24 protein-coding genes, 1 tRNA gene and 1 other RNA gene are annotated in these 23,778 nt (G+C 46.8%); 22 read left to right on the top strand and 4 right to left on the bottom strand.

Going from position 1 to position 23,778, the window contains the following annotated elements; translation table 11 throughout:
• Positions 1-64 precede the first annotated feature (64 nt).
• From DXC01_RS10920 to DXC01_RS10885, 7 genes are all read left to right on the top strand, one after another.
• A complete protein-coding gene (locus tag DXC01_RS10920) occupies positions 65-634 on the top strand; it encodes an iron dependent repressor, metal binding and dimerization domain protein (RefSeq protein WP_199704998.1) in 570 nt (189 codons plus the stop codon).
• A gap of 41 nt (positions 635-675) precedes the next feature.
• On the top strand, positions 676-1,491 hold the full coding sequence (locus tag DXC01_RS10915) for a hypothetical protein (RefSeq protein WP_118698896.1): 816 nt from the start codon (positions 676-678) through the stop codon (positions 1,489-1,491).
• A gap of 701 nt (positions 1,492-2,192) precedes the next feature.
• Positions 2,193-3,020, top strand: a complete 828-nt coding sequence (locus DXC01_RS10910) for a PD-(D/E)XK nuclease family transposase (protein WP_022214011.1) — start codon at positions 2,193-2,195, stop codon at positions 3,018-3,020.
• A gap of 369 nt (positions 3,021-3,389) precedes the next feature.
• Entirely contained in the window at positions 3,390-4,703 is a 1,314-nt protein-coding gene (locus DXC01_RS20635; protein ID WP_243111605.1) for an amino acid ABC transporter ATP-binding/permease protein, read from the top strand.
• A 328-nt stretch (positions 4,704-5,031) separates the two neighbouring features.
• Positions 5,032-5,105, top strand: a tRNA-Pro gene (locus DXC01_RS10895).
• 123 nt (positions 5,106-5,228) lie between these two features.
• Positions 5,229-5,357, top strand: a complete 129-nt coding sequence (locus DXC01_RS20890) for a hypothetical protein (protein WP_264466946.1) — start codon at positions 5,229-5,231, stop codon at positions 5,355-5,357.
• A gap of 58 nt (positions 5,358-5,415) precedes the next feature.
• Complete coding sequence (locus tag DXC01_RS10885) at positions 5,416-6,765, top strand: MATE family efflux transporter (protein ID WP_118698894.1); 1,350 nt, start codon at positions 5,416-5,418, stop codon at positions 6,763-6,765.
• A 139-nt stretch (positions 6,766-6,904) separates the two neighbouring features.
• On the opposite strand, the gene DXC01_RS10880 is transcribed toward DXC01_RS10885, so the two are convergent.
• The gene (locus DXC01_RS10880) at positions 6,905-7,141 is read right to left on the bottom strand and encodes a helix-turn-helix domain-containing protein (RefSeq protein WP_022214014.1); all 237 of its coding nucleotides are present in this window, start codon (positions 7,139-7,141) and stop codon (positions 6,905-6,907) included.
• A 167-nt stretch (positions 7,142-7,308) separates the two neighbouring features.
• On the opposite strand from DXC01_RS10880, the gene DXC01_RS20300 reads away from it, so the two are divergent.
• Positions 7,309-7,806, top strand: coding sequence for a type II toxin-antitoxin system HicB family antitoxin (locus DXC01_RS20300; RefSeq protein WP_199704997.1), 498 nt, complete (start codon positions 7,309-7,311; stop codon positions 7,804-7,806).
• 61 nt (positions 7,807-7,867) lie between these two features.
• Entirely contained in the window at positions 7,868-9,112 is a 1,245-nt protein-coding gene (locus DXC01_RS20295; protein ID WP_199704996.1) for a DUF6128 domain-containing protein, read from the top strand.
• Here DXC01_RS20295 and DXC01_RS10865 read toward each other — a convergent pair.
• A complete protein-coding gene (locus DXC01_RS10865) occupies positions 9,083-9,781 on the bottom strand; it encodes an anaerobic ribonucleoside-triphosphate reductase activating protein (RefSeq protein ID WP_118698893.1) in 699 nt (232 codons plus the stop codon). The genes DXC01_RS20295 and DXC01_RS10865 overlap by 30 nt on opposite strands.
• A 140-nt stretch (positions 9,782-9,921) precedes the next feature.
• On the opposite strand from DXC01_RS10865, the gene tadA reads away from it, so the two are divergent.
• Both tadA and DXC01_RS10855 read left to right on the top strand, forming a co-directional pair.
• A complete protein-coding gene (gene tadA, locus DXC01_RS10860; RefSeq protein WP_118252133.1) occupies positions 9,922-10,446 on the top strand; it encodes a tRNA adenosine(34) deaminase TadA in 525 nt (174 codons plus the stop codon).
• A gap of 99 nt (positions 10,447-10,545) precedes the next feature.
• Positions 10,546-10,983 (top strand): GatB/YqeY domain-containing protein, encoded by a 438-nt coding sequence (locus DXC01_RS10855; RefSeq protein WP_022214437.1) that lies wholly within the window; start codon positions 10,546-10,548, stop codon positions 10,981-10,983.
• A gap of 141 nt (positions 10,984-11,124) precedes the next feature.
• Here DXC01_RS10855 and ffs read toward each other — a convergent pair.
• An RNA gene (gene ffs, locus DXC01_RS10850) (signal recognition particle sRNA large type) lies at positions 11,125-11,386 on the bottom strand.
• Between the two features lie 154 nt (positions 11,387-11,540).
• Here ffs and DXC01_RS10845 point away from each other — a divergent pair.
• The 8 genes from DXC01_RS10845 to DXC01_RS10810 all read left to right on the top strand — a co-directional run bounded on the left by DXC01_RS10845 (position 11,541) and on the right by DXC01_RS10810 (position 19,373).
• A complete protein-coding gene (locus DXC01_RS10845; protein ID WP_022214438.1) occupies positions 11,541-12,623 on the top strand; it encodes a 6-phosphofructokinase in 1,083 nt (360 codons plus the stop codon).
• Positions 12,624-12,725: 102 nt separating this feature from the next.
• A complete protein-coding gene (gene dnaX, locus DXC01_RS10840; protein WP_022214439.1) occupies positions 12,726-14,330 on the top strand; it encodes a DNA polymerase III subunit gamma/tau in 1,605 nt (534 codons plus the stop codon).
• Between the two features lie 37 nt (positions 14,331-14,367).
• Positions 14,368-14,724, top strand: coding sequence for a YbaB/EbfC family nucleoid-associated protein (locus DXC01_RS10835; RefSeq protein WP_022214440.1), 357 nt, complete (start codon positions 14,368-14,370; stop codon positions 14,722-14,724).
• Entirely contained in the window at positions 14,724-15,320 is a 597-nt protein-coding gene (gene recR / locus DXC01_RS10830; RefSeq protein ID WP_022214441.1) for a recombination mediator RecR, read from the top strand. The genes DXC01_RS10835 and recR overlap by 1 nt, the downstream gene beginning before the upstream one ends.
• 38 nt (positions 15,321-15,358) lie before the next feature.
• A complete protein-coding gene (locus tag DXC01_RS10825) occupies positions 15,359-16,465 on the top strand; it encodes a LacI family DNA-binding transcriptional regulator (RefSeq protein ID WP_118698892.1) in 1,107 nt (368 codons plus the stop codon).
• Between the two features lie 256 nt (positions 16,466-16,721).
• Positions 16,722-17,375, top strand: a complete 654-nt coding sequence (fsa, locus tag DXC01_RS10820) for a fructose-6-phosphate aldolase (RefSeq protein WP_022214443.1) — start codon at positions 16,722-16,724, stop codon at positions 17,373-17,375.
• Between the two features lie 232 nt (positions 17,376-17,607).
• Positions 17,608-18,447 carry a transketolase gene (locus DXC01_RS10815; RefSeq protein ID WP_118698891.1) on the top strand — a complete coding sequence of 280 codons (840 nt, stop codon included), beginning with the start codon at positions 17,608-17,610 and terminating at the stop codon, positions 18,445-18,447.
• Positions 18,435-19,373: a transketolase family protein gene (locus tag DXC01_RS10810; RefSeq protein ID WP_118698890.1), complete on the top strand. Its 939-nt coding sequence runs from the start codon at positions 18,435-18,437 to the stop codon at positions 19,371-19,373. Before DXC01_RS10815 ends, DXC01_RS10810 begins: the two co-directional genes overlap by 13 nt.
• On the opposite strand, the gene yyaC is transcribed toward DXC01_RS10810, so the two are convergent.
• On the bottom strand, positions 19,370-19,918 hold the full coding sequence (gene yyaC, locus DXC01_RS10805; RefSeq protein WP_022214446.1) for a spore protease YyaC: 549 nt from the start codon (positions 19,916-19,918) through the stop codon (positions 19,370-19,372). The genes DXC01_RS10810 and yyaC overlap by 4 nt on opposite strands.
• 187 nt (positions 19,919-20,105) lie before the next feature.
• Here yyaC and DXC01_RS10800 point away from each other — a divergent pair, with 187 nt between their 5' ends.
• The 3 genes from DXC01_RS10800 (at position 20,106) to DXC01_RS10790 (ending at position 23,316) form a co-directional block, all read left to right on the top strand.
• A complete protein-coding gene (locus DXC01_RS10800; protein ID WP_022214447.1) occupies positions 20,106-21,392 on the top strand; it encodes a LysM peptidoglycan-binding domain-containing protein in 1,287 nt (428 codons plus the stop codon).
• Between the two features lie 114 nt (positions 21,393-21,506).
• A complete protein-coding gene (locus tag DXC01_RS10795; RefSeq protein ID WP_243002354.1) occupies positions 21,507-22,607 on the top strand; it encodes a DUF5711 family protein in 1,101 nt (366 codons plus the stop codon).
• Between the two features lie 10 nt (positions 22,608-22,617).
• Positions 22,618-23,316: a CvpA family protein gene (locus DXC01_RS10790; RefSeq protein WP_118698889.1), complete on the top strand. Its 699-nt coding sequence runs from the start codon at positions 22,618-22,620 to the stop codon at positions 23,314-23,316.
• Positions 23,317-23,778: the final 462 nt, after the last annotated feature.

Genomic DNA, 23,778 nt, shown 5'->3' with positions numbered 1-23,778 from the left:
CCCCTCCTGACCACGCGGAGGGCTGTTTCGCTGGGCGCGAAAAGCGCTGGGGCTATTGACGGGGGTGGAGTGTGGGTATCGGCATGAGACTTTTGCTCAGTTTCTGCAGTTTGTCGGTGTGGGAAGTGAAACCGCCAGGGAGGATGCCTGCCGTATGGAGCATATCGTCAGCGAGGAGACAGTCCGGCAGGTTTGCAATTTTGTGAATTATGGAGAGACTTTTGAGAGAGTTTTGCGGTATACGGATCTGAGTTATCGGTATGCACCTGGAGACTATGTTTTTTTGATGGGGATTTATTATATGGAAAAAACGTATCCCCGCAGGTTCGCGCGGGAATTTCATGATTTTTCCCAGAATATCAGGCTTCATGTCGAGGAAGAAAAAAGCTGGTTTGAGCTTGAGATCGATCCGGAGCCGGACAGTAATCTGGGCTGTCTCTGGTACAAAGATCAGCAAAAATGGATCCGTGCGGAACTGCATAAAGGGAAACCTGTCATTCCTTCTGATGTTTTTGAATTTTCAATTCAGAGACAGGACCCTGTTATCGAGGGAAATGCCCTGATCGCGTTTGCGAATGAGGACGAGGAACCGGTGGACTGGAACAGCAGGGAACTGGATGTTCATATATGGTAAGACTGGCTCGTTTTTTTACTGGAAAGGAATATACATAAACTATGAAAGATCTACTCCATCCTTCACTGCTTCAGATTAACTATCTGATGACTCTGGAAAAAATTGAAAAAAAGCGTGGCTGTGTGGGGACTGTTGCTGATATCTGTGGTGTGAGCCACGGTCCGGTAAGTCGTTTTTTTAAGGAATGTGTAAATTATGGGTATCTGACGGAACAGTATACTTTTACTGAGGCTGGCATCCGTGCACTCAGGATGTACGAGCGCATTCTGCAGTCCACGCAGTCTTATCTGACCCGTCTGGGAGTGAGCGAAGGATCCCGGCAGGAATCGCTTCGCCAGCTGATAGAAAATGTCGATTATGAACTTCTTCTGTCTATCACCAGAAGTGATACACAGGTAAAAAAAGATACTACGATCTCGCAGGAATCTTTTACGCCGAATTTCCTGGAAAAAGTCCTTGAAAGGGGCAATTATGAGGTGGGGATAGCGCTTCATCAGGTGAACCGTACCGGCGGCCCGCGTCTTTCCATGGCACATCAGGGGTTTGAGCATATTGCGGTGATCCGTAATAATAGCCGGGGAAGCTGGCTCGAACTTACGATCTGTCCGGTACATGGCATTTCCCGGATCGATGGCAAGGATATGACGGGGTGGCTTTCGTCCCTTAAGTATGAGAATCATGGGCAGCTGTGCGAAGTTGATCTTCGCGCGAATAAGGTGAGAATCCCGCTGAGCGCGTGTCGGTTTACGCGGAGCAGTCATGGGAATATTAAGGGAATGATCATGATCACGGTGACTTGTACTGCGGGGAAGGCGCATATGCCGGAGAGCACGGCGTTGCTAACCTTCTGGATGTGAGGGGAGAGTGCTTGTTTGGAGGTGGTGAGTTGGCTGAGAGTTATTTATTAAGATTTTTTTGTTGGCTTGAATCTACTTGATTGTGGTTTGGGCCATTTTTTTATGGGAATTTTGTGGATTCGGATACCAATAGAAATCAGATCTATACAAACCATCCCCAGTCCCAACCAACAATCTGCGTGTCCACAGGACACCCTACCCCATACAAAACCCAAGACTCAAGGAGCCACAGCGCAACCCAGAATCCCATTCATACGAAAATCTCCCGACCTGAAACACCAGGAGAATTTTTCAAAGGGCACCCCACACGACAAAATTTCCGTCCAACACCCAGCCCGGGGGTTGTCAGGGGACGGGCGACGTCCCTTGACGGTCTTCTTACGCCACCCAGGCGAAAAATCCCCCGGACAAAAGGCAAAAAATAAAAAAAGTAGAAACAAATATTTACCTAACTTTATAAAAAGTTTCGTTGACCAGAAATATAATTCTTGTTAAAATTAAGAACATAAAGTACTATAAACAAGGAGTTGATACAGAAAAAACTTCATCTGCACAGAGGTCAAAAATTTTCTGAAACAAAAACCCAAAATTAAAAATACATTCCGATAATACTCTAAAAAAATACATTTCAAGCTGATAAAAAATTACATAAAACACACTGCAAAATTATTTTATCATTACGAATGGAGGACGTTATCGAAATGGGAACCACTGGTATAGCTCCAGATAATGAACTGGAACAGCGCTACATAAGATACAAAGACGTAATAAAAGAACTTACGATCATGAATGATATCTTCATGCGAAATGTACTGAAGAAACGCGAATGTGCAGAATATATTCTGCGTATCATAATGGAAATGAAGGACCTGCAGGTTGTGGATCACATTGTCCAGAAGGATTACAAGAATCTACAGGGCAGATCAGCAATTCTTGACTGCGTGGCAAAGGACGATAAAGATAAGAGATATAATGTAGAAATCCAGCAGGAATCAGAAGGCGCATCGCCGAAAAGAGCACGCTATCACAGCGGCCTGCTGGATATGAACACATTAAATCCGGGTCAGGATTATGAGGAGCTGCCGGAGAGTTACGTGATCTTTATCACACGAGATGACGTACCAGGAAAAGGTCTGCCGATTTATCATGCAGATCGGGTCATCGAAGAAACGGGAGATATGTTTGGAGATGGCGCACATATCATATATGTAAACTCCTCAATTCAGAACGAGGACACAGACCTGGGACGATTAATGCATGATCTGCATTGCAAGAACGCAGATGAAATGTATAGTGAAATCTTGTCAAAACGAGTATCAGAATTAAAAGAGACAGAAGGAGAGACGGGTAGTATGTGCGAAGCATTAGAAGAATTGATGAAAGAAATGCGTCAGGAGTGCGAAATAAACGAACGCAGAAAAACGGCAAAAGCTCTTTTTCAGAGGGGAATGTCAATAAAAGAAATCGCCGAAGTCATCAGCGAAAAAGAAGCCACCGTAGAGAGTTGGTTGGAGGCTGCCGGGCGGTGAGGAAGAAAATGTAGAAAGCTGGCTGGAGGCTGTCGGGCAGTAATGAAGAGAGCGTAGAAAGTCAGCAGCAGGTTGCCAGGTGGTAATATAAGTTGACTTTAACTAACCACATGCGTTAGCTTCATAGAAGATGAGTTAGCGTAAAGTAACCATCCCGGCACCCACCCAGGCCGATGATACCGAAATAGCAAGGTTGCATCGATTTATGTACTTATTCTATTTCTCGATGCCTATTATGCCCGATATGTAAAGTTTGCGTCATCGATTTATACGCTTGCGTGGCGTGCTGCATTATGTGGAACAGTACTGCAATCATTTTATTGCGTTTAAACTGCTGGCGATCACCCGGCAGCAGGGGTGTTTGCACTGGTGGCATATCTGGTTGTGGGCGTTGTGATCCCGCTCTGGAACGGCAGAAGAGGCGGCGGCAGCGGTATGAAATTCCGTACGGAATTTGGCAAACTGAACAGTTTTGTGCTGGATTCTCTGCGTGGTCTGGACGAGACGATCCAGTACCAGCAGGGCGCGAAACGTGCGGATGAGATGCAGAAGAGGTCTGACGGACTGGCGGGGATGCAGAAGAAGTTGAGCGAGATGGAAGGAAGCCAGAGATCAGTGACGAATCTGGTGATCCTGATCGCGTCTTTCGGAATGCTGTTTTTGACGCTGAATCTGTATGGACAGGGCAGTATCGGATATGACGGAGTGCTGACCTGCACGATCGCCATGATGGGCTCCTTCGGCCCGGTTGTGGCACTGTCAAGCCTTTCCAATAACCTCAACCAGACGCTTGCAAGCGGGGAGAGAGTGCTGTCGATCCTTGAGGAGAAACCGCAGGTAGAGGAAGTTGAGGGCGAGTGGATGCCTGGTGCACAGGCGTGCAGGAATGTGACTGCTGATGTGCAGAGTGGTGCAGGGCAGAGGAAGTCTGCTTTGGTAGTGGATGGTTTAAAACGGGATGCTGCCAGTGCATCTGATGGAGTGGGAGTGTCTGCAAAGCAGGATGTTGGTAATGGTGCTGCAGGATGGACATTTTCTGGCGCAGATGCGGAGCATGTGACGTTTGCATATGATAATGAAGTGATTCTGGACAATTACTCACTGGATATTCCGGCAGGAAAGATCCTGGGGATCCACGGGGCGAGCGGTTCTGGTAAATCCACACTTCTCAAGCTGTTGATGCGTTTCTGGGATGTGAATTCCGGCGCGCTCCACGTAGACGGCGAAGACGTGCGAAAGATTCCTACAAAGCATCTCCGCGATATGGAAAGCTACGTGACACAGGAGACCCACCTGTTCCATGATTCCATAGCCAACAACATCGCAATCGGCAAGCCGGGCGCGACGCGCGAGGAGATCATGGAAGCCGCCTGCAAAGCGTCCATCCACGACTTCATCATGCACCTTCCCAAAGGCTACGACACAGAAGTAGGCGAACTCGGAGACACCCTCTCCGGTGGCGAAAAACAGCGAATTGGCATCGCCCGCGCTTTCCTTCATGACAGTCCATTCCTTCTCATGGACGAACCGACCTCAAACCTCGATTCCCTGAACGAAGGCATCATCCTCAAATCCCTCAGAGAATCCGCAGAAGAGAAGACGGTGGTTCTTGTACCACACAGGAAATCCACTATGAATGTGGCAGATGTGGTATTTGAGATGAAAGATTTCGCCCCAATATAACGCTATCTCCGGCGCTCCTACCGCCGAAGAAATAATATCCCCGCCCCGCGGAGCCTCACCCCGCGGGCGGGGATATATTATTAGAGGAAGTAACGGGCAAAATGCCTCATTTTATAGGAGATCTTGACGACTGCCGCGATAATTTGCGAAACTCTCAAAGCATGTTTCTTGTAGTTCGAATAATACAAACAAAACACACGATACAATCACTTATATCCCAACAGAAAATTTTTTTAAATTTTTTCAAAAAACCTGTTGACAATTCCGATACCCTATAATATAATATGTCTTGCGTTGAACGACATAACAAATTTAAACAACGAAATAACGAAGTGTGGCTCAGTTTGGTAGAGCGCTGCGTTCGGGACGCAGAGGTCGCAGGTTCAAATCCTGTCACTTCGACTAACGATGAAGGAATTCCTTATTTTAAGGAGTTCCTTTTTACGTTGTCATAGAAAAACAAGAAATTCTCTCTCAAATCTTTATGTCGAAATTTGCGATGACAACAATATTCCGATCTTTGCGATGACAGCCAATACCTTTGCAAGCGACCGCAAAAACTGCCGCGATGCGGGAATGAACGGATATATCCCGAAACCTGTCAGCATCAAGGAGATTACGGATACTTTGAACGGAAGTACACATCAGTTATAATTTTACAGAAATCATGAGGGACGAGCGATCGTCCCTTTTGTGAAGAAAAGAGGAAAAAATGGTTACAGATCTGACAAAGGAACATCCGGATAAAACGTTATGGCGTTTTTGGCTTCCGATGATGTTCAGTGTGGCTTTTCAACAGATATACAATATTGCGGACAGTATGATCGCGGGAAGATTTGCGGGAGAGGATGCGCTGGCTGCGGTTGGGGCGTCTTACCCGATCACTGTTATTTTTATGGCATTTGCTGTGGGAATGAACCTTGGGGCATCTGTGATCGTATCAAGACTGTTTGGAGCGGGTGACCGCAAGGGTGTGAAGCGTGCTGTCACGACGGCTTTTGCCTCATCACTGAGCCTTGCTGTGATTCTGACAGTGTATGGATATTTTTTCTGCCGCAATATGATGGAATGGATCCACACGCCACAGAATATCATGCAGGACGGTGTGCTATATCTTAAGATTTATGTGTTTGGACTGATCTTTCTGATGCTGTACAATGTCTGTACGGGGATTTTTACTGCACTTGGTGATTCCAGGACGCCGCTGTGGTTTCTGCTTGGATCATCGGCAGGAAATATTGTCCTGGATCTTCTGTTTGTGGCGAAACTTCACTGGGGCGTAGCCGGTGTTGCATGGGCGACATTTATTGCACAGGGGATTTCGGCGGTGCTGGCGCTTGTTACATTGCTGGTGAGACTGCAGAAGTTTGCAGGAACGGAAAGAGTGCCGCTGTTTGACAGGAAACTTTTTGTACAGATCCTTGCAATTGCGGTGCCGAGTATTCTGCAGCAGAGTGTTTTGAGCGTGGGTAACCTTTTTGTCCAGGATATCGTAAACAGATATGGGTCAGCAGTCGTTGCAGGATATTCCGGGGCGATCAAACTGAATACATTTGCGATCAATATTTTTATGACGCTTGGTTCCTGCCTTTCGAGTTATACGGCACAGAACATTGGCGCAGGAAAACAGGAGAGGATTCCGATGGGATTTCGGACAGGGCTGAAACTTTCGGAGCTGACAGCACTTCCGTTTGTAGTCCTTTATTTCGGACTCAGCCAGCAGATGATGGGACTTTTTCTGAATGCAGAAAGCTCAGCGGCGATCCATGCGGGTGTGATGTTTCTTCGGATCGTCTCGCCGTGGTATTTCATGATCGTGGTGAAACTTATGACAGATGGGATCATCCGTGGTTCCGGGGCAATGATCTACTTTGTCATCGCGACGATTCCGGACCTGATTCTTCGAATCGGATTTGCACTGATGCTTTCGCCCAGATTTGGAAGTACGGGAATCTGGATGGCGTGGCCGTTCGGGTGGATCGCAGCAACTGTATTGACGATTATTTTCTATCGGAAAGTAAAAAATGGATATGGAATGAGAAATGCCGCTGGTCAGAAATGACTGGCGGTGTTTTTTTGTTTGTGTATTGAGAAATTGTCGGTAGTGTTTCCGGGGATTCTATGGTGGGTCTGAGTGGGAAAATAAAAAGTACGAAATGGACTACATGAAAAGAAAACTTATGAGAAAGTGAAAAAACGGATCATATGAGATTTTTGAAAAATTCCCCGACATCGCAGTGCAAAATCTGTGAGAGTGCGAGCAGTTCACTGACTTTGATGTTCATACGGTTTGTTTCCAGCTTTGCGTAAGTGCTTTTGGAGATCGGGATTCCCATGAGATTCAGACGGGCGATCACCTGATCCTGTGTGAGCTTGTTCTGATAACGCATCTGCTGAATATTCCCGCCGATGTCCAGGTCCGGTCGTATTTTCTGCATATCGTCTTCCTCATAAATAAATTTCGCAATAAAGAAAGCTCTTATGCATTGATGATATAGACGAATTCTTTTATAATGTTTCGTAATAGGGAAACATTTGTCCTGAAACGGAAAAGACATAACATAAAAAACAACACGTCTGATCCGCAGGAAAAGAAGGAGTAAATATGGGGATAGAAAATGAATTGTCACAGATATGTGCAATGATCGAGAGCGGGAAACTTTGTTATGCGGATGCGGTGTATTATCTGAATCTGATGAGAAAAAAATATGGGATCTGGGAGAAAGAGTTTCGGCAGATTTGTGATGTGTGGAGCCAGAAGGGGGAACTGAGCGGAGAACTGGATCGGCACAGAGACAGAGCAGAAGATGAAGCAGATGGATTGTATCAGAGAGTTCTGGACGGATTGTATGAGATGGTGGAACTGGGAGAAATAACGATGGAAATGATGACGGAAAATCTGTGGGAGGATGCTTATGAAACAAAAAAAGATCCATGCAGAGGTTATGTCGGTTTTTATCCGGAGCTGCCGGGCTGCATCGGATATGGGAAAGATAAGGAGATGCTTCGTGAGAATATGAAGGAATCTCTGGAGAAATGGGTCCGCGCGGGATATGAGCAGTGGCGCGAGCGATGGATCATGGGTGGATGCGAGAAACTGTAAGGTCTATTTTGAAATGGGGGTTCATATACATAAGTGATGTAAAAAATCAGGAGGATATACTTTGGCGGAATATCGACGCTTTGTGGCGTATGTATATGAATATCTGAAAGGAAAAAAAGGGAGTAACTGTGGATTCATCAGGGTAGAAGCCTGGGGGAAGGTGTGCAGGATGGAGATCCATCTGCGCTGTCCGGGACTGCTTGCGGGAACGGAATGTAGTGTTTATGGGTTTGTGAGGAAAAAAGGACTGCTTGACGGCAGCAGGATCGGAAACTGCCGGACGGAAGAGGGAAAGATGGACTGTCTGCTGGAAACGGAGACGATGGCTGTCGGGCAAGGAAAGATCCCGCTTGGGGAAATGAATGGTATGGTGCTGATCCTGGAAAGTGGAGGATTCTTTGGCACAGAATGGGATGACCAGCCGATCTGGCCGGAGGACTTCCGGGTGATGCCGGAGGCACGGAAGGAGCCGAAATCTGATGGGGAATCGAAGCGTGTTGGAACGGAAGAAGGAAAGACTGATCGTGGAGGACAGGAGCAGGAAACGGAAGATGCGAAATTGATGGGAAGTCTACACAATAATGTAGAAAATGCTGGCGAGGATGAAAGAGATATAGTGGATGGAAACATAACGGAACAGAGTGCAGGTGAAGGGGCGATGAAATCTCAGGATAAATCGTCGCAGGATATGGACACTTCGCGGCCGGAAATCCATACTCAGTCCATAGAAGGGCAGGAAATCGAAGAATATCCGCGCCCACCGTATGGTCCAGGGCCGGGAGGACCGAATCGCCCGCCGCATGGTCCGGTGCCGGGAGAACCGAATCATCCACCGAAGCCACCGCGCCCACCGCATCAGCCAGGGGCGGGTCATCCGGTACCGCCGCCGATGCCGGGTCCAGGTCGCCCAGTACCACCCCCGCCGCCGCGTCCACCACACATGTCCGGGCAGGCTCGTACATCGAAGCCTATCGGTACCCCATGTGACGCATTTAACGATGGCGAGCTGACCGACTGCCGCAAGATCACCCCGGAAGAACTCTGCTTCCTGGGCCGCCGCGCCTGCATGCTGCGTAACAATCGCTTCTTACAATACGGCTACTATAATTTCGGGCATCTTCTTCTCTGCCGTAACACCTGCGGACAATGGATCCTCGGCGTCCCCGGCGGTTACGACCAGCAGGAACGCTTCATGGCGAATATGTTCGGCTTTTCCTATTTCAAAGAAAGTCCCAACATCCGCATCCCAAAAGGCAAAGGAGGCTACTGGTATCGCCTAATCGATGCCCCGAATCTCAACTCTTGAGATATTTTCCAGAAGAATTTCCCGGAAATGTTCCAGTTCTTCCAGAGAATAACTGCTGAATCCAGGCTGCAGAACCTCGTCCGAGTCTCTGTAAGCCTGGAGATAATAAGCTTTGGTACCCTTTAACCATACGCCGATCTTATGGAAATCTTCTTCGCTGTGCAGTTCGCGCACAACTGTCGTCCGGAATTCATAATCCAGTTTCCCGTGCAGCAAAAAATCAACCGTTTCTTTTACCGCATCCAGATCGGGCTTCAGAAGCCCGGTCAGGGAAGGGTAATTCTCCGGACAGGCTTTGATATCGACAGCAGCCATCTGGATGAGATCTTTTTCTGCAAGATCTTTCAAAACTTCTGGCTGCGTTCCATTTGTGTCAAGTTTGACCGGATATCCCATCTCGCGGATTTTAACAATAAAATCTTCAAGGTCTGCACTCAGTGTCGGTTCCCCGCCGGAAATACAGACCCCTTCCAGAATCCCGGTTCGCTTTTTGAGAAAACGCAGAACTTCTTCCTCAGAAATCTCCGGCTCCTCGGAAGGATGCAGCACCAGAGAACTGTTCTGGCAGAACGGACAGCGGAAATTGCAGCCGCCAAGAAAGACCGTCGCCGCAACCCGCCCCGGATAATCAAGTAATGTCGTTTTATTTAAACCATGTATATGAGGCATGATTTCCCCTTCTTTCATCATGATATCTGATATTTTATTCTAGTTATTTTTCGTTGCTTTTGCAAGCGGATTTCTTTATACTGGATAGCAGTAACAACCAGACGACCGGAAACCCACCACACAAAAAAGGAGAAAACATGTTGACAGAACAGGAAAAATTCATGAAAGAAGCGATCCGTCAGGCAAAAAAAGCCCGGGCACTGGAAGAAGTTCCGATCGGCTGTGTGATCGTATACGAAGGCAAGATCATCGCAAGAGGATATAACCGCAGAAATACAGACAAGAACACCCTGTCCCACGCAGAACTGAACGCGATCCGCAAAGCAAGCAAAAAACTTGGCGACTGGCGGCTGGAAGGCTGCACGATGTACGTGACACTCGAACCATGCCAGATGTGTGCCGGCGCACTCGTCCAGTCACGGATCGATGAGGTGGTGATCGGAAGCATGAATCCCAAAGCAGGATGTGCGGGCTCAGTCCTGAACCTTCTTGAAGTAGAAGGCTTCAATCATCAGGTAAAAACCACCAGAGGCGTCCTCCAGGAAGAATGTTCCACAATGCTGTCCGACTTCTTCCGCGAACTCCGCGAAAAGAAAAAACAACGCAAAATGCTCGCAAAGCAGGAAGCACAGCAAATGCAGGAGCAGAAAACAGAGGAACAGTAAATCTTGTTTTTTGCAGAAATCGTGCTATGATAATAAACAAAGAGTGATTGCAGAAGCCGTATGCTGAACAGCAATCCGATAAACGAGGAGGAAATGAAAATGACAGTAGAAGCATTAAGAAAAGACATGGTAGCAGCCATGAAAGCAAAGGATAAAACAACCAAGGAAGCAGTATCCGCTCTGATCTCCGCAGCCAAAAAAGCAGCCATCGACGAAGGATGCCGTGATGATATTCCGGAAGCGCTGGTTGACCGCGTGATCCTCAAAGAATTAAAGACAGTCAAAGAACAGCTCGATACCTGCCCGGAAAGCCGTGAGGATCTTCGTGCAGAATACCAGGCAAGATACGATGTAATCGCAAAATACGCACCACAGCAGATGAGCGCAGAAGAGATCAAGACTTATCTGGAAGAGAAATTCGCAGAAGTTCTCGCAACCAAGAACAAAGGCCAGATCATGAAAGCTGTCATGGGCGATCTCAAAGGTAAAGCAGACGGCAAACTCATCAACCAGGTAGTAGCAGAGTTCTGCAAATAAAACACGGAATAAACAGACCGGAAACTGTCAGGTAAGAAATCCTGTAGTTCCCGGTCTGTTTGTATAAAGAAACTTCTGCCTGTAAAAAATAAAAATACTCCAATGCCATCTCTGTCATCGGAGTATGAAAGTTCTTTATTTCCGCGCGCCGCACTTCGAAATGTTCCCATGGACGTTACCTCTACAGTTAACTCGGCCCAGGCACCCTCACGGCACACAAGAGGTTCTGCTTAGTGCTGCTGCATTCCTGCCCTGACACGGTTCACAGAGTCCTGTTGCGTGAGACCCAAACGTCAACGCCACTTATAAAGGGCAGCCCCACAGGAGACAAGCCTCAGATTGGCATCACCCCTGCTGTAGCGGATTGCAGGTACAGGGCACCGCTATCTCCCCGGCTGCGCGGAATTTAAGTATAAACGATTTTTGTATACTTGTCAAGAGGGGGCAAAGTATTATATAATAGAAATCAAATTGCAGATGTTTTTTGATACAGATTTTTAAACGACTGCAAAATCTACTTTGCGTAGAAAACAATACGCAGTGAGGAGGACAATTCTATGATCAAGAGAATCGGAATGTTGACAAGCGGCGGCGACTGCCAGGCTTTAAATGCAACCATGCGAGGTGTTGTAAAGGCTCTGTCCAATACAGTGGACGACCTGGAAGTTTACGGCTTTGACGATGGATATAAAGGACTCATCTACGGCAAATACCGTATGCTGACCGTGAAGGATTTCTCCGGTATCCTGACAAGAGGCGGCACGATCCTCGGTACATCCCGTCAGCCATTCAAACTGATGCGCGTGCCGGATGAGAAGGGCCTTGACAAAGTAGAGGCTATGAAACAGACCTACTACAAACTCTGCCTGGACTGCCTCGTTATCCTTGGAGGAAACGGAACACAGAAAACAGCCAATCTGTTAAGAGAAGAAGGTCTCAACATCATCCATCTTCCGAAGACGATCGATAATGATATCTATGGCACAGATATGACTTTTGGATTCCAGAGTGCAGTAAATATCGCTACCAACGCGATCGACTGCATCCACACAACAGCAACTTCTCATGGTCGCGTATTTATCGTGGAGATCATGGGACACAAGGTTGGAAGCCTGACACTCCATGCCGGAATCGCAGGCGGCGCAGATATCATCCTGATCCCTGAGATCCCATATGATATCAAGAAAGTATGCTCCGCGATCGAGAAACGTAACAAAGAAGGCAAGCGTTTCACGATCCTCGCAGTAGCCGAGGGTGCGATCTCCAAGGAGGACGCAGAACTTCCTAAGAAGAAATACAAAGAAAAACTCGAAGCAAGAGCCAAGAAATACCCGTCAGTTTCCTACGAGATCGCAGATCAGATTAATCAGGTCATCGGAAGCGAAGTACGTGTCACTGTTCCGGGACACATTCAGCGAGGCGGCGAGCCGTGCCCGTATGACCGCGTTCTTTCTACAAGGATCGGTGCAGGTGCAGCAGAGGCCATTCTGGATGAGGAATACGGCATCATGATCGGTATCATCAATGGCAAGATCAAGAGAGTTCCGCTTGCAGAATGCGCTGGCAAACTCAAGATGGTTTCTCCGAAAGACCAGATCGTCAAAGCAGCCAAACAGATCGGTATCAGCTTCGGAGACTGAAACTAAACAATAACTGCCGCCGCGGGAGTTTTCCTGCGGCGGCTTAATGCCCGGGAATATTGACGGGAAACTGCCCGCCCGGGCAGGAAAAGGAGTACAATTATGAGTTATACTGCCCTGTACCGGAAGTTCAGGCCTGATAATTTTGCTGATGTCAAGGGGCAGGACCACATTGTGACAACGCTGACGAATCAGATCAATGCCAACCGCATCGGACACGCATATCTTTTCTGCGGAACGAGAGGTACCGGTAAGACGACTGTAGCGAAGATCCTCGCCAAAGCAGTCAACTGTCAGCATCCGGTCAATGGAAGCCCCTGTAATGAATGCGAGATGTGCAAAGCGATCCAGGCAGGAACTTCGATGAATGTGATCGAGATCGATGCGGCATCCAACAACGGTGTTGACAACATCCGTGAGATCCGGGAGGAAGTAACTTACCGCCCGACGGAGGGCAATTATAAGGTGTACATCATCGATGAGGTGCATATGCTTTCTACGGGAGCTTTTAATGCACTGCTCAAGACTCTGGAGGAGCCGCCGTCCTATGTCATCTTTATTCTGGCGACGACGGAGGCGCACAAGATCCCGATCACGATCCTTTCCAGATGTCAGAGATATGATTTCCACAGGATCTCGATCGACACGATCGCAGCCCGCCTGACAGAACTTCTTAAGGCAGAGGGCGTAGAGGCAGAGGAAAAAGCCGTCCGTTATGTGGCAAAAGCCGGCGACGGTTCCATGCGAGATGCGCTGAGTCTTCTGGATCAGTGTATTGCCTTTTATCTTGGTCAGACGCTCACCTATGACAAAGTCCTGGAAGTCCTGGGAGCCGTGGACACAGAAGTTTTCAGCAAACTTCTGCGAAAAGTCCTCGCAGGAGATGTGACCGCTGCGATCCGTAGCCTGGAGGAACTGATCGTAGGAGGAAGGGAACTGAGCCAGTTTGTAGGAGATTTTACCTGGTACATGCGAAACCTTCTCCTGGTCAAAACTTCCGACAATCCGGAAGAAGCGATCGACGTCTCATCTGAGAACCTCAAACTTCTCAAAGAAGAGAGTGAAATGACGGATATCGATACTCTGATGAGATACATCCGCATCTTTTCGGAACTTTCAAACCAGATCCGTTTCGCAACACAGAAACGAGTTCTGGTGGAGATCGCGCTGATCAAGCTCTGCCGTCCGGCAATGGAGACAAATCTGGATTCTGTCCTTGACCGTATCCGTGTGCTGGAACAGAGGATCGATGAGCGTCCGGTGCAGCAGGTCGTTGTCCAGAGTGCGGGAGCATCCGTACAGGAAGCAGCCCCGATCCCGGCAGCACCACCGCAGAAAGCCGCCCCGGAGGATCTGCAAAAGATCGTATCCGGCTGGAAGGTGATCGTCGGTCAGACGACGGCAGCTTTTAAACAGGCACTTCTGCAGTCGATCCCGAAATACAACGGAGAGACAGGCGAGCCGATACTGTATGTAGAGTTCCAGACACCGCTCGGCAGGCTTTATCCGGATGATTCCGAGGCAAAGCAGGAACTTCAGGCGATCATTGAGAAGCAGCTTGGCAAGAGCGTCGAACTTCATATGCTTGTCGCAGAGGATCATCAGCAGACAAACCTGACACAGATCACGGTGGATCAGGCGATCCGCCAGAACATCCATATGGATGTACAGATAGAGGAAGAGCCAGGCTCATCCCTGGAGGAGTAAAGAATAAAAATTTTAAGTTAATGGAGGATTTACAATCATGGCAAAACGTGGAGGATTCCCGGGCATGGGTATGCCTGGAAACATGAACAACTTAATGAAACAGGCGCAGAAAATGCAGCGTCAGATGGAAGAAAACCAGAAAGCATTAGAAGAAAAAGAATTCACAGCAACCGCAGGCGGCGGAGCAGTAGAAGTAACCATTTCCGGTAAACGTGAAGTGACCAAAGTCAAACTTGACGAAGAAGTAGTAGATCCGGACGACATTGAAATGCTCGAGGACCTGATCGTAGCAGCTACAAACGAAGCACTGCGCAAAGTCGAAGAAGAATCTACAGCAGTAATGTCCAAACTCACAGGAGGACTTGGCGGCTTAGGCGGAGGACTTCCTTTCTGATGGAATATTACAGCACACACATCAATAAGCTGATCGAGCAGCTGTCCCACCTTCCGGGAATCGGACCGAAATCCGCCCAGCGTCTGGCTTTTCATATCATGAATATGCCGAAGGACCAGGTAGGGCAGCTTACCTCATCCATCACAGAAGCAAGGGCAAAAGTCCGCTACTGCAAAAACTGCTGTACTCTGACCGATCAGGAACTCTGCCCGATCTGTGCAAATCCCAAGAGAGATGCAAGCACGATCATGGTCGTGGAGAACACCAGAGACCTTGCTGCCTATGAAAAAACCGGCAAATACGACGGTGTGTACCATGTACTTCACGGTGCGATCTCCCCGATGCTCGGCATCGGACCGGACGACATCCGTCTCAAGGAACTGATGCAGAGACTGCAGAAAGACGTAAAAGAAGTCATCATTGCGACAAATTCCAGCCTGGAAGGTGAGACAACGGCGATGTACATCAGCAAACTGATCAAACCGACCGGGATCAAAGTCACCAGGATCGCCAGCGGCGTGCCGGTAGGCGGAGATCTGGAATACATTGACGAAGTGACCCTGCTCCGTGCGCTGGAAGGCAGAGTCCAGCTTTGACAGATTTTCAGACAAAAAGCAGAAAGAGGTGACAGGCTTTGGCTAGAAAGAAGGCAACTTCTTCCCAGGTGGCAGAAAGGGCAGGGGTTTCCCAGGCCACTGTATCGATGATCCTCAATCGCAGAAATAATGTTTCTTTTTCGGAAGAAACGATAGAGAAGGTAGAGCGTGCCGCCAGAGAACTGGGGTACGAGCTGCCTCACCGCAAGCACAAAAACAACGGCAGGAAAGAAAAACTGATCGTTGTTTTTTGTCCTACTCTTACCAGTCCTTACTATGTCCTTCTGCTTCAGGGTATTGAATCTGTAGCAAACGAGAAGGGCTACGGCGTTTTTATCTGCAATACGCAGAGAGATGCCAGACTGGAAGAGCGGTATCTGAGGATGATCGGAAACATAGAACCACAGGGAATCATTTATACCTGCAATCCAAATCCGGATTTTCAGAAGAGAGTGGAGGAACTGGCACGCAGGATTCCTCTGGTTATCATCAGCAACAAAGAAAAGACGATCACCGTAGACGCGATTAATCAGGACAACACTATGGTAGGCAGGCTGATGGCACGCCACCTCCTGGACCTGGGACACAGAGATGTGGCGTTTATCACACCGCCCCTGACAAGGAGACAGTGGCAGCGTTCCAGGAGGATTGACGGTTTTGTCAAGGAATACGAGAAGGAAGGACTCGAAGGACATGTCCTCATCAAAGCAGCCGATGAGTCGATCGACCGCAGGATGCCCCGTATGGATTCTGAATATTCCATGGGCTATCAGCTTACGATGGAACTTCTCAAAGAACAGCGCAAGTTTACCGCGATCGCCGGTCAGAATGACATGATGGCGATCGGTGCGATCGATGCGCTGGAGGAATCCAGGATCCGTGTTCCGAAGGATGTGTCCGTGATCGGCTGCGATGATATTTTTTATTCAGGGATCCGCAGGCTTTCGCTGACGACGATCGACCACTTTGTTGCCCTCAAAGGCAGAGATGCCTGTGATATCATCATAAGAAAGATTACGACAAATGATCAGTTTTATACAGGGCTTCAGCCAACGAGTGTTTATAACATCGAATACACACCGAAGCTGATCGTCCGCAAGACAACTGCATACGCGAGAACGACAGATGAGAAAGATAAAAAATAAAATAAATATATTGGGCTGAAATTATTATTAATAATTTAAAATTCCCTTCGGGAAACGATCAAAAAAACCATAAAATGTACTTGGATTTATACAAAATCCATTTGATTTTCACTCGAAGTTATTAATAAAATGCGAAATTATTAATAAAAAAATTATTAATAATTTTTGCCCGCCTTGACCTCAAAAAACTATCTGCTATAATGAAATCATCAAAGCGATGCTATTCAAAAACAGCAGAATTCAGGAGGAATCAATCATGAAATTTTTTATCGACACAGCCAATGTAGAAGACATCCGTAAAGCAAATGACATGGGAATCATCTGTGGTGTTACCACAAATCCGTCCCTGATCGCAAAAGAAGGAAGAGACTTCAACGAAGTGATCAAAGAGATCACATCTATCGTTGACGGACCGATCAGCGGTGAAGTTAAAGCTACCACAACAGACGCAGAAGGAATGATTGCAGAAGGACGTGAGATCGCAAAGATCCATCCGAACATGGTAGTTAAGATCCCTATGACAGTAGAAGGACTGAAAGCAGTCAAAGTTCTTTCTAAAGAAGGAATCAAAACAAATGTTACTCTGATCTTCACAGCTAACCAGGCTTTACTTGCTGCAAGAGCAGGTGCTACCTATGTATCTCCGTTCCTTGGAAGACTTGATGATATTTCCACAGACGGACTTCCACTGATTCGTCAGATCGTTGAGATGTTCGAAGTGGCAGGAATCACAACAGAGATCATCTGTGCAAGCGTTCGTCATCCAATCCATGTAACAGAGTGTGCTCTTGCTGGTGCAGACATCGCAACAGTTCCATACAAAGTTCTTGAACAGATGACAAAACATCCTCTGACAGACGCTGGAATCGAGAAATTCCAGAAAGACTACAAAGCAGTATTTGGTGAATAATATAAAGTTACTGTTCACTCCGTTCACAGTAACTTGGTCAAAATCCATTCCAAATCACCTATGGTGATGGGATTTTGCCCTGTATGTCTCGGGATTTTGCCATATTCATGGCAAAACACCTCGCGTGATACTACCTGTGAACAGTAACAATATAACAATACATATCGCTTGACGAATGCTGGAATTGGTTGTAGCATGAGTCTGTTGTAAACTAATAAAAGGAGAAATAATCATGGAGAAATTAGAGCTTCAGAAGATTGCGAACGAAGTCCGCAAAGACATCGTGACCGCAGTTCATGCTGCAAAAGCCGGCCATCCGGGCGGATCTTTATCAGCAGCAGATTTATTCACATACCTGTATTTTCAGGAAATGAACATCGATCCGAAGGATCCTGAGAAAGCTGACAGAGACCGTTTCGTACTGTCCAAAGGACATACAGCACCGGGACTTTACTCTGCACTTGCTGAGAGAGGATATTTCCCGAAAGAAGACCTTAAGACACTTCGTCATCTCGGATCTTATCTGCAGGGACATCCGGATATGAAACACATCCCGGGTGTTGATATGACAAGTGGATCTCTTGGACAGGGAATCTCCGCAGCAGTAGGAATGGCACTTTCCGCAAAACTGAGCGATGAATCTTACAGAGTATATACACTTCTTGGTGATGGCGAGATCCAGGAAGGTCAGGTTTGGGAGGCAGCTATGTTTGCCGGATTCCGCAAACTGGACAACCTGGTAGTGATCGTGGACAACAACGGACTTCAGATCGACGGTAAAGTTGACGAAGTATGCTCTCCATACCCGATCGACAAGAAATTCGAAGCATTTAATTTCCATGTGATCAACGTTGCAGATGGAAATGACATGGATCAGCTCAAAGCTGCATTCGATGAAGCAAAAGCAACCAAAGGAATGCCGACTGCGATCATCATGAAGACAGTCAAAGGTAAAGGCGTATCCTTCATGGAAAACCAGGTCGGATGGCATGGCAAAGCTCCGAATGACGAGCAGTATGCACAGGCAATGGAAGATCTGGAGAAAGTAGGTGAAGCATTATGTCAGAAGTAAAGAAAATCGCTACAAGAGCAAGCTACGGCGCAGCTCTGGTGGAACTTGGTAAAGAACATGAGGATCTTGTTGTTCTGGACGCTGACCTTGCTGCAGCTACTCAGACAGGAATGTTCAAGAAAGAATTTCCAGAGCGTCACATCGACTGCGGTATTGCAGAGTGCAACATGGTAGGAATCGCTGCAGGTCTTGCAGCTACAGGTAAGGTTCCGTTTGCCAGCACATTTGCTATGTTTGCAGCAGGACGTGCTTACGAGCAGATCCGTAACTCCGTAGGATATCCGCATCTGAATGTCAAGATCGGTGCAACTCATGGTGGAATCTCCGTTGGTGAAGACGGTGCAACACATCAGTGCTGCGAGGATTTCGCTCTTATGAGAGTTGTTCCTGGCATGGTAGTTATGTCCCCGGCAGATGATATCGAAGCAAAAGCTATGGTAAAAGCTGCTTATGAATACGAGGGACCAGTTTATATGAGATTCGGTCGTCTGGCAGTGCCGGTGATCAACGACAACCCGGATTACAAATTTGAGATGGGTAAAGGTATCGTTCTCCGTGAGGGTAAGGACGTTACGATCGTTGCAAACGGCCTCTGCGTAGCAGCTTCCCTTGAAGCAGCAGAGAAACTGGCAGCAGACGGAATCGAAGCCAAAGTTATCAATATCCACACGATCAAACCTCTTGACGAAGACCTGATTGTTGCAGCAGCAAAAGAAACCGGCAAAGTTGTCACAGTAGAAGAACATTCTATCATTGGCGGACTTGGCGGCGCTGTATGCGAATGCCTTGCAGAGAAAGCTCCTGTACCGGTAAAACGTATCGGTGTCAACGACAGATTCGGTGAATCCGGACCGGCAGTTGCTCTTCTTGAGAAATATGGTCTGGATGGAGAAGGTATCTACAAACAGGTCAAAGAATTCGTCTAAGATCTGAGATCTGTTACAGGAATCATTTCGAGGATTCCCTGAACGATCGTGTCCGCGAGGAAAACGACCGTAGACAGGCGAGTCGTCTGGAGCGTGAGCTGTTCAAGCACACCGGAGACATTGACGATCCCTGTAATATGAATATGGCCGACTGACGGCAGCTGTTTATGAATTGCGGCACCTGGGTAAAGTGCACCATTTGCGATGGTCACATAACCCAGGTGCTTTTTTTGTCCCAGAGAAGCGTCTATAGCGACGATCAGAGCCTCTGGATGACGCTTTCGGATGAAGGAATACATGGCAGTGAGGTTCAGGGCGTGAACGGGTTGAAAAAGCGTTCCGTAGACTGTAAAATCTGGTGTGGAACAACTGCTTAATTTCTGACCGACAAAAGGTCCGAGACAGTCACCTGTAACCCTGTCTGTTCCAATGCAGAGAAAGACAAGTTCCGACCACTTTTCCTGGTGATCGAGAATACACTGTTTCAAAGTGTGAGAGATCCGAAGTACCGAATCCCTCTGACTGGCATTAATATAAAAAGTCATAAGAAAATCCTCATAATTTATTTTTGATCTGAGATTCCGGCTATATTTTCCTGTTTCATTGTATCCCGGTTCGTTCTGAATTATGCAGATGCAGAATCTGTCGTTAAATTTTGAGAAAAGGCTCTTATATTATGCCAAAATCCGCGGTTTGGATATGCTATCCTGATGCCTGAAGGGGTGATAGGATATGATAGAAGTCATTTATAAGGATGAGAAACAGGAGGTAAATGACGGAGAAACAGGGTGGAACCTGCCGAAGAATATACGTCAGATCGGACTTGCCGGGGAGAATTACAGGATCTATATAGAGGATTATGTCTATACATTCCTGCACAGGGCGGCACAGGCGAAGTGCCAGCAAGAAGAGGACAGTGGTATTCTGGCAGTTTTTCTCGGAGAGAACCGGTGGCAGTCCGGAACGGGGTATACGTTTATCAGGGGAGCACTTCTGGCAGATGCCGGGGAGATCACAGAAGAACATATCGAGATCACGCAGAATATGTGGCAGAAGATCCACGAAGAACAGGAGAAATATTTTGAAGGGCAGGAGATCGTAGGATGGTTTCTGGCAAGGCAGTCATTGCCGATGGTGGTTTCTGAATTGATTGGGAAGGTGCACAGGAACCAGTTCGGCGGTGAGAAGATCCTGATGCTTATGGATACGGCAGAACAGGAAGAAGCTTTTTTTCGATACGAAAATAATTTCCTGGTGAGACAGAGTGGATATTATATCTATTATGAAAAAAATACCCAGATGCAGAATTACATGCTGGAAAAGAATCCTGAGATCCAGGAAGAGTCACAGGAAACCGTTCAGGATGATGCTGTCAGGGCATTTCGATCACTGATTCAGAAAAAGAAGAAAGAAGAACCTGAGGAAACAGAAGAGAAGACTTCTGTTTTTTCTTATGCGGCGACGGCGTGTATCGTGCTGGCACTTGCAGTGGTCGGTGTGCGCTTTTACCGGAATTATCAGGTGGGGCAGAACATTGAGGGAGAGACAAGGACTGCTTCTGCGGATATCATGCAGGAGACGGAGATTACACAGATTCCTGCCGCGTCTGTGCAGCAGGTGACACCGACTTCCTGGGCGGAGTTGACAGAAAGTCCGAAGATAACGCCGACAGCAGAACCGACGCTCATTCCAACTGTTACGATCAGCGCAGAAGAGGCGCAGATCTACAAGGAAGAATCTGATACCAGGAAAGCACAGCGGCGGATCCAGCAGAAGAAGCAGAATGAAGAAGAAAGCACAGGACAGGATAACTCAGGTCAGGCCAGTTCAGATCAGGACAGCGAGACAACATCTGCAATGCAGACACGGGGCTCTTATACGATCCGTCCGGGAGATACTTTGTACCAGATCAGCATCGAAAATTATGGAACCATGGACAAAGTTGCTGACATCTGCCGCGCAAACGGTATTTCTGAGAACGAGATCATTTATCCGGGACAAATAATTGTATTGCCCTGAAAAGTTTGCTATAATCGGCATGTAACACAAAATAAATGATCACATAAGGCAAGGGTTAAAATGTTGAATATCCTAAAGAATCTGAAAAGAAAACGAAAAAAGAAGAATTCATTTGTGCACCGTGGTACGGTGATTACGATAGGTGTGATCGCGGCTGTGGCGGCACTTGTTTATTTTTATGTAGAGAAACGAAGCTATCATGATTATGAGATCCTTCAGACGAGCGAACAGGAGGACGTGGTTTCTACAGGCTATGAGGAGATGGCAAATGGAATTCTGCGCTACAGTCCGGATGGAGCTTCTCTGGTGAATAGCAGCATGGAGGCATACTGGAGTGTCCTGTATGAGATGAAGAACCCTGTTGCGGACATTAAGGGTGACAGAGCTGTTGTCGCAGATCAGGACGGCACATTGATCGAGATCTTTGACAAGGATGGTGAGACAGGAAGTGTGACGACATCTTATAATATTGTCAAGGCGAGGGTTTCCTCACAGGGAATGGTTGCTGCTATTCTTGATGGCGGGGATGCTACCTGGATCAATTTCTACAGTTCCGATGGTACGCTGATCGCAGAAAACCAGACACATGTTGCTGATCCGGGATATCCGATGGATGTGGCGATTTCGGACAACAGCGAGATCATGATGGTGACATATCAGTTTGTTGAGGGAAGCCAGACGACAAGTTATGTAGCCTTTTATAACTTTGGCGATGTGGGACAGAGTGAAGATGACCATATCGTAAGCGGCTATACTTATGAGGGCGTTGTGATCCCGCAGGTGGAATATATTGACGCAACCAGATCTGTGGCACTCAAGGACAATGGATTCACGACTTATTCCGGAGCCCAGATCCCGAAGGAAGGCACAACAGTAGAAGTTAAGAAAGAAATCGTAAGCACATTTTTTGATGAAAATACGATCGGCCTTGTATTCAAGAGCGGAAACAAAGACAAACAGTACAAAATGCAGGTATACAGCATAGATGGAACTCTCCGCTTCGAGAAGGAATTCAATGTTCCATATACAACGATCAAGATGAGTGATGGATGTATTCTTATGTACAACAGTTCTCAGATCTGCGTCATGAACAGCCGTGGAGTAGAACGTTATAATGGAACCATTGACGGTACAATCAACAACTTCTTCAAGATCGGCTGGAATAAGTACATGCTTGTGCTGGACAACGGTGTCAATGTGATAAAACTTAAATAAGGAGCAGCAGATGAATGTGACATGGCTTGGAATCGTTGTTTTGGCCATATTGATATTATGTGTATGGAGAGGATACAGTCGGGGATTTATCAAAGAAATCGTTTCTTTTTTCTTTGTGTTCCTTTCGCTTTCTCTTGCATGGGCGATCAATCCATATATAAATGAATTTCTCATGCAGAAAACACCAATCTATAATACGATACAGGAAACCTGTGCAAATTTCGTGCAGAGCCAAGGCGAAGAAAAAGCAGAATACGAGACGGACAGCACAGGAAACCTCATCGACGGCCTGAAACTTCCGGATCTCCTCAGAAAAAATCTCGAAGAGAACAATAATGCGGAAACATATGCGGCACTTTCCGTAGATACCATGACAGAATATGTTTCAGGATATCTTGCGAGGACAGTTATCAATGGTCTGTCCTATGTACTGGCATATATTTTATCTACGATCATGATCCGGCTTATCGTGTATGTCCTGAATCTGATCGCAGGACTTCCGGTCCTCAAAACAGCAAATAAACTGACCGGAGGCGCAGTAGGATTCCTCAAGGGAATCGTATTTATATGGATCGCATTTCTGGTACTGACTGTGTTATGCAGCACCGAAATAGGCAAAACAGCCCTCGAATTGATCGAAAAAGATACCTTATTGAGTACTCTTTATCAATATGACCCGTTAGTTCGAATTTTTTCAAAAATTTTATAAAAAACGCTTGACGTATAAAAACAACGATGATATACTTAAATCCGCTTCGAGATGAGGCGGATTTTTTCTGGACTTTATGAAGCAGATGCGAAATAAAAACAGAAAAAATAAAAAAAGTTCTTGACATTCAGAAATGAATGCGATAGAATAAACGAGTTGCTAATGAGCAACGAAATCACAAAAGTTCATCAAAAAGTTTTGAAAAAACTTAAAAAAGTTCTTGACAAACGAAAATGAACGTGATAAACTAAATGAGCTGTCGAAAGAGAGCGAAACATAAAGAACCTTGATAACTAAACAGTGAAACACATACGATTCTCGAAAATTCTTTAAGAATCATCATTCAACAGAATGAACTTTTTATAAACAGTAAAACGAGAGATAGCTAGTTGTTATCTTGAGTGAATCAAACATTTTATCAGAGAGTTTGATCCTGGCTCAGGATGAACGCTGGCGGCGTGC

The sequence above is a fragment of the Blautia sp. OM07-19 genome, from assembly GCF_003481595.1.
Taxonomy (GTDB): Bacteria; Bacillota; Clostridia; order Lachnospirales; family Lachnospiraceae; genus Blautia_A; species Blautia_A intestinihominis.
Note: the sequence above shows the minus strand (reverse complement) of the source record. Positions and strands in the feature narration are given on the sequence as shown.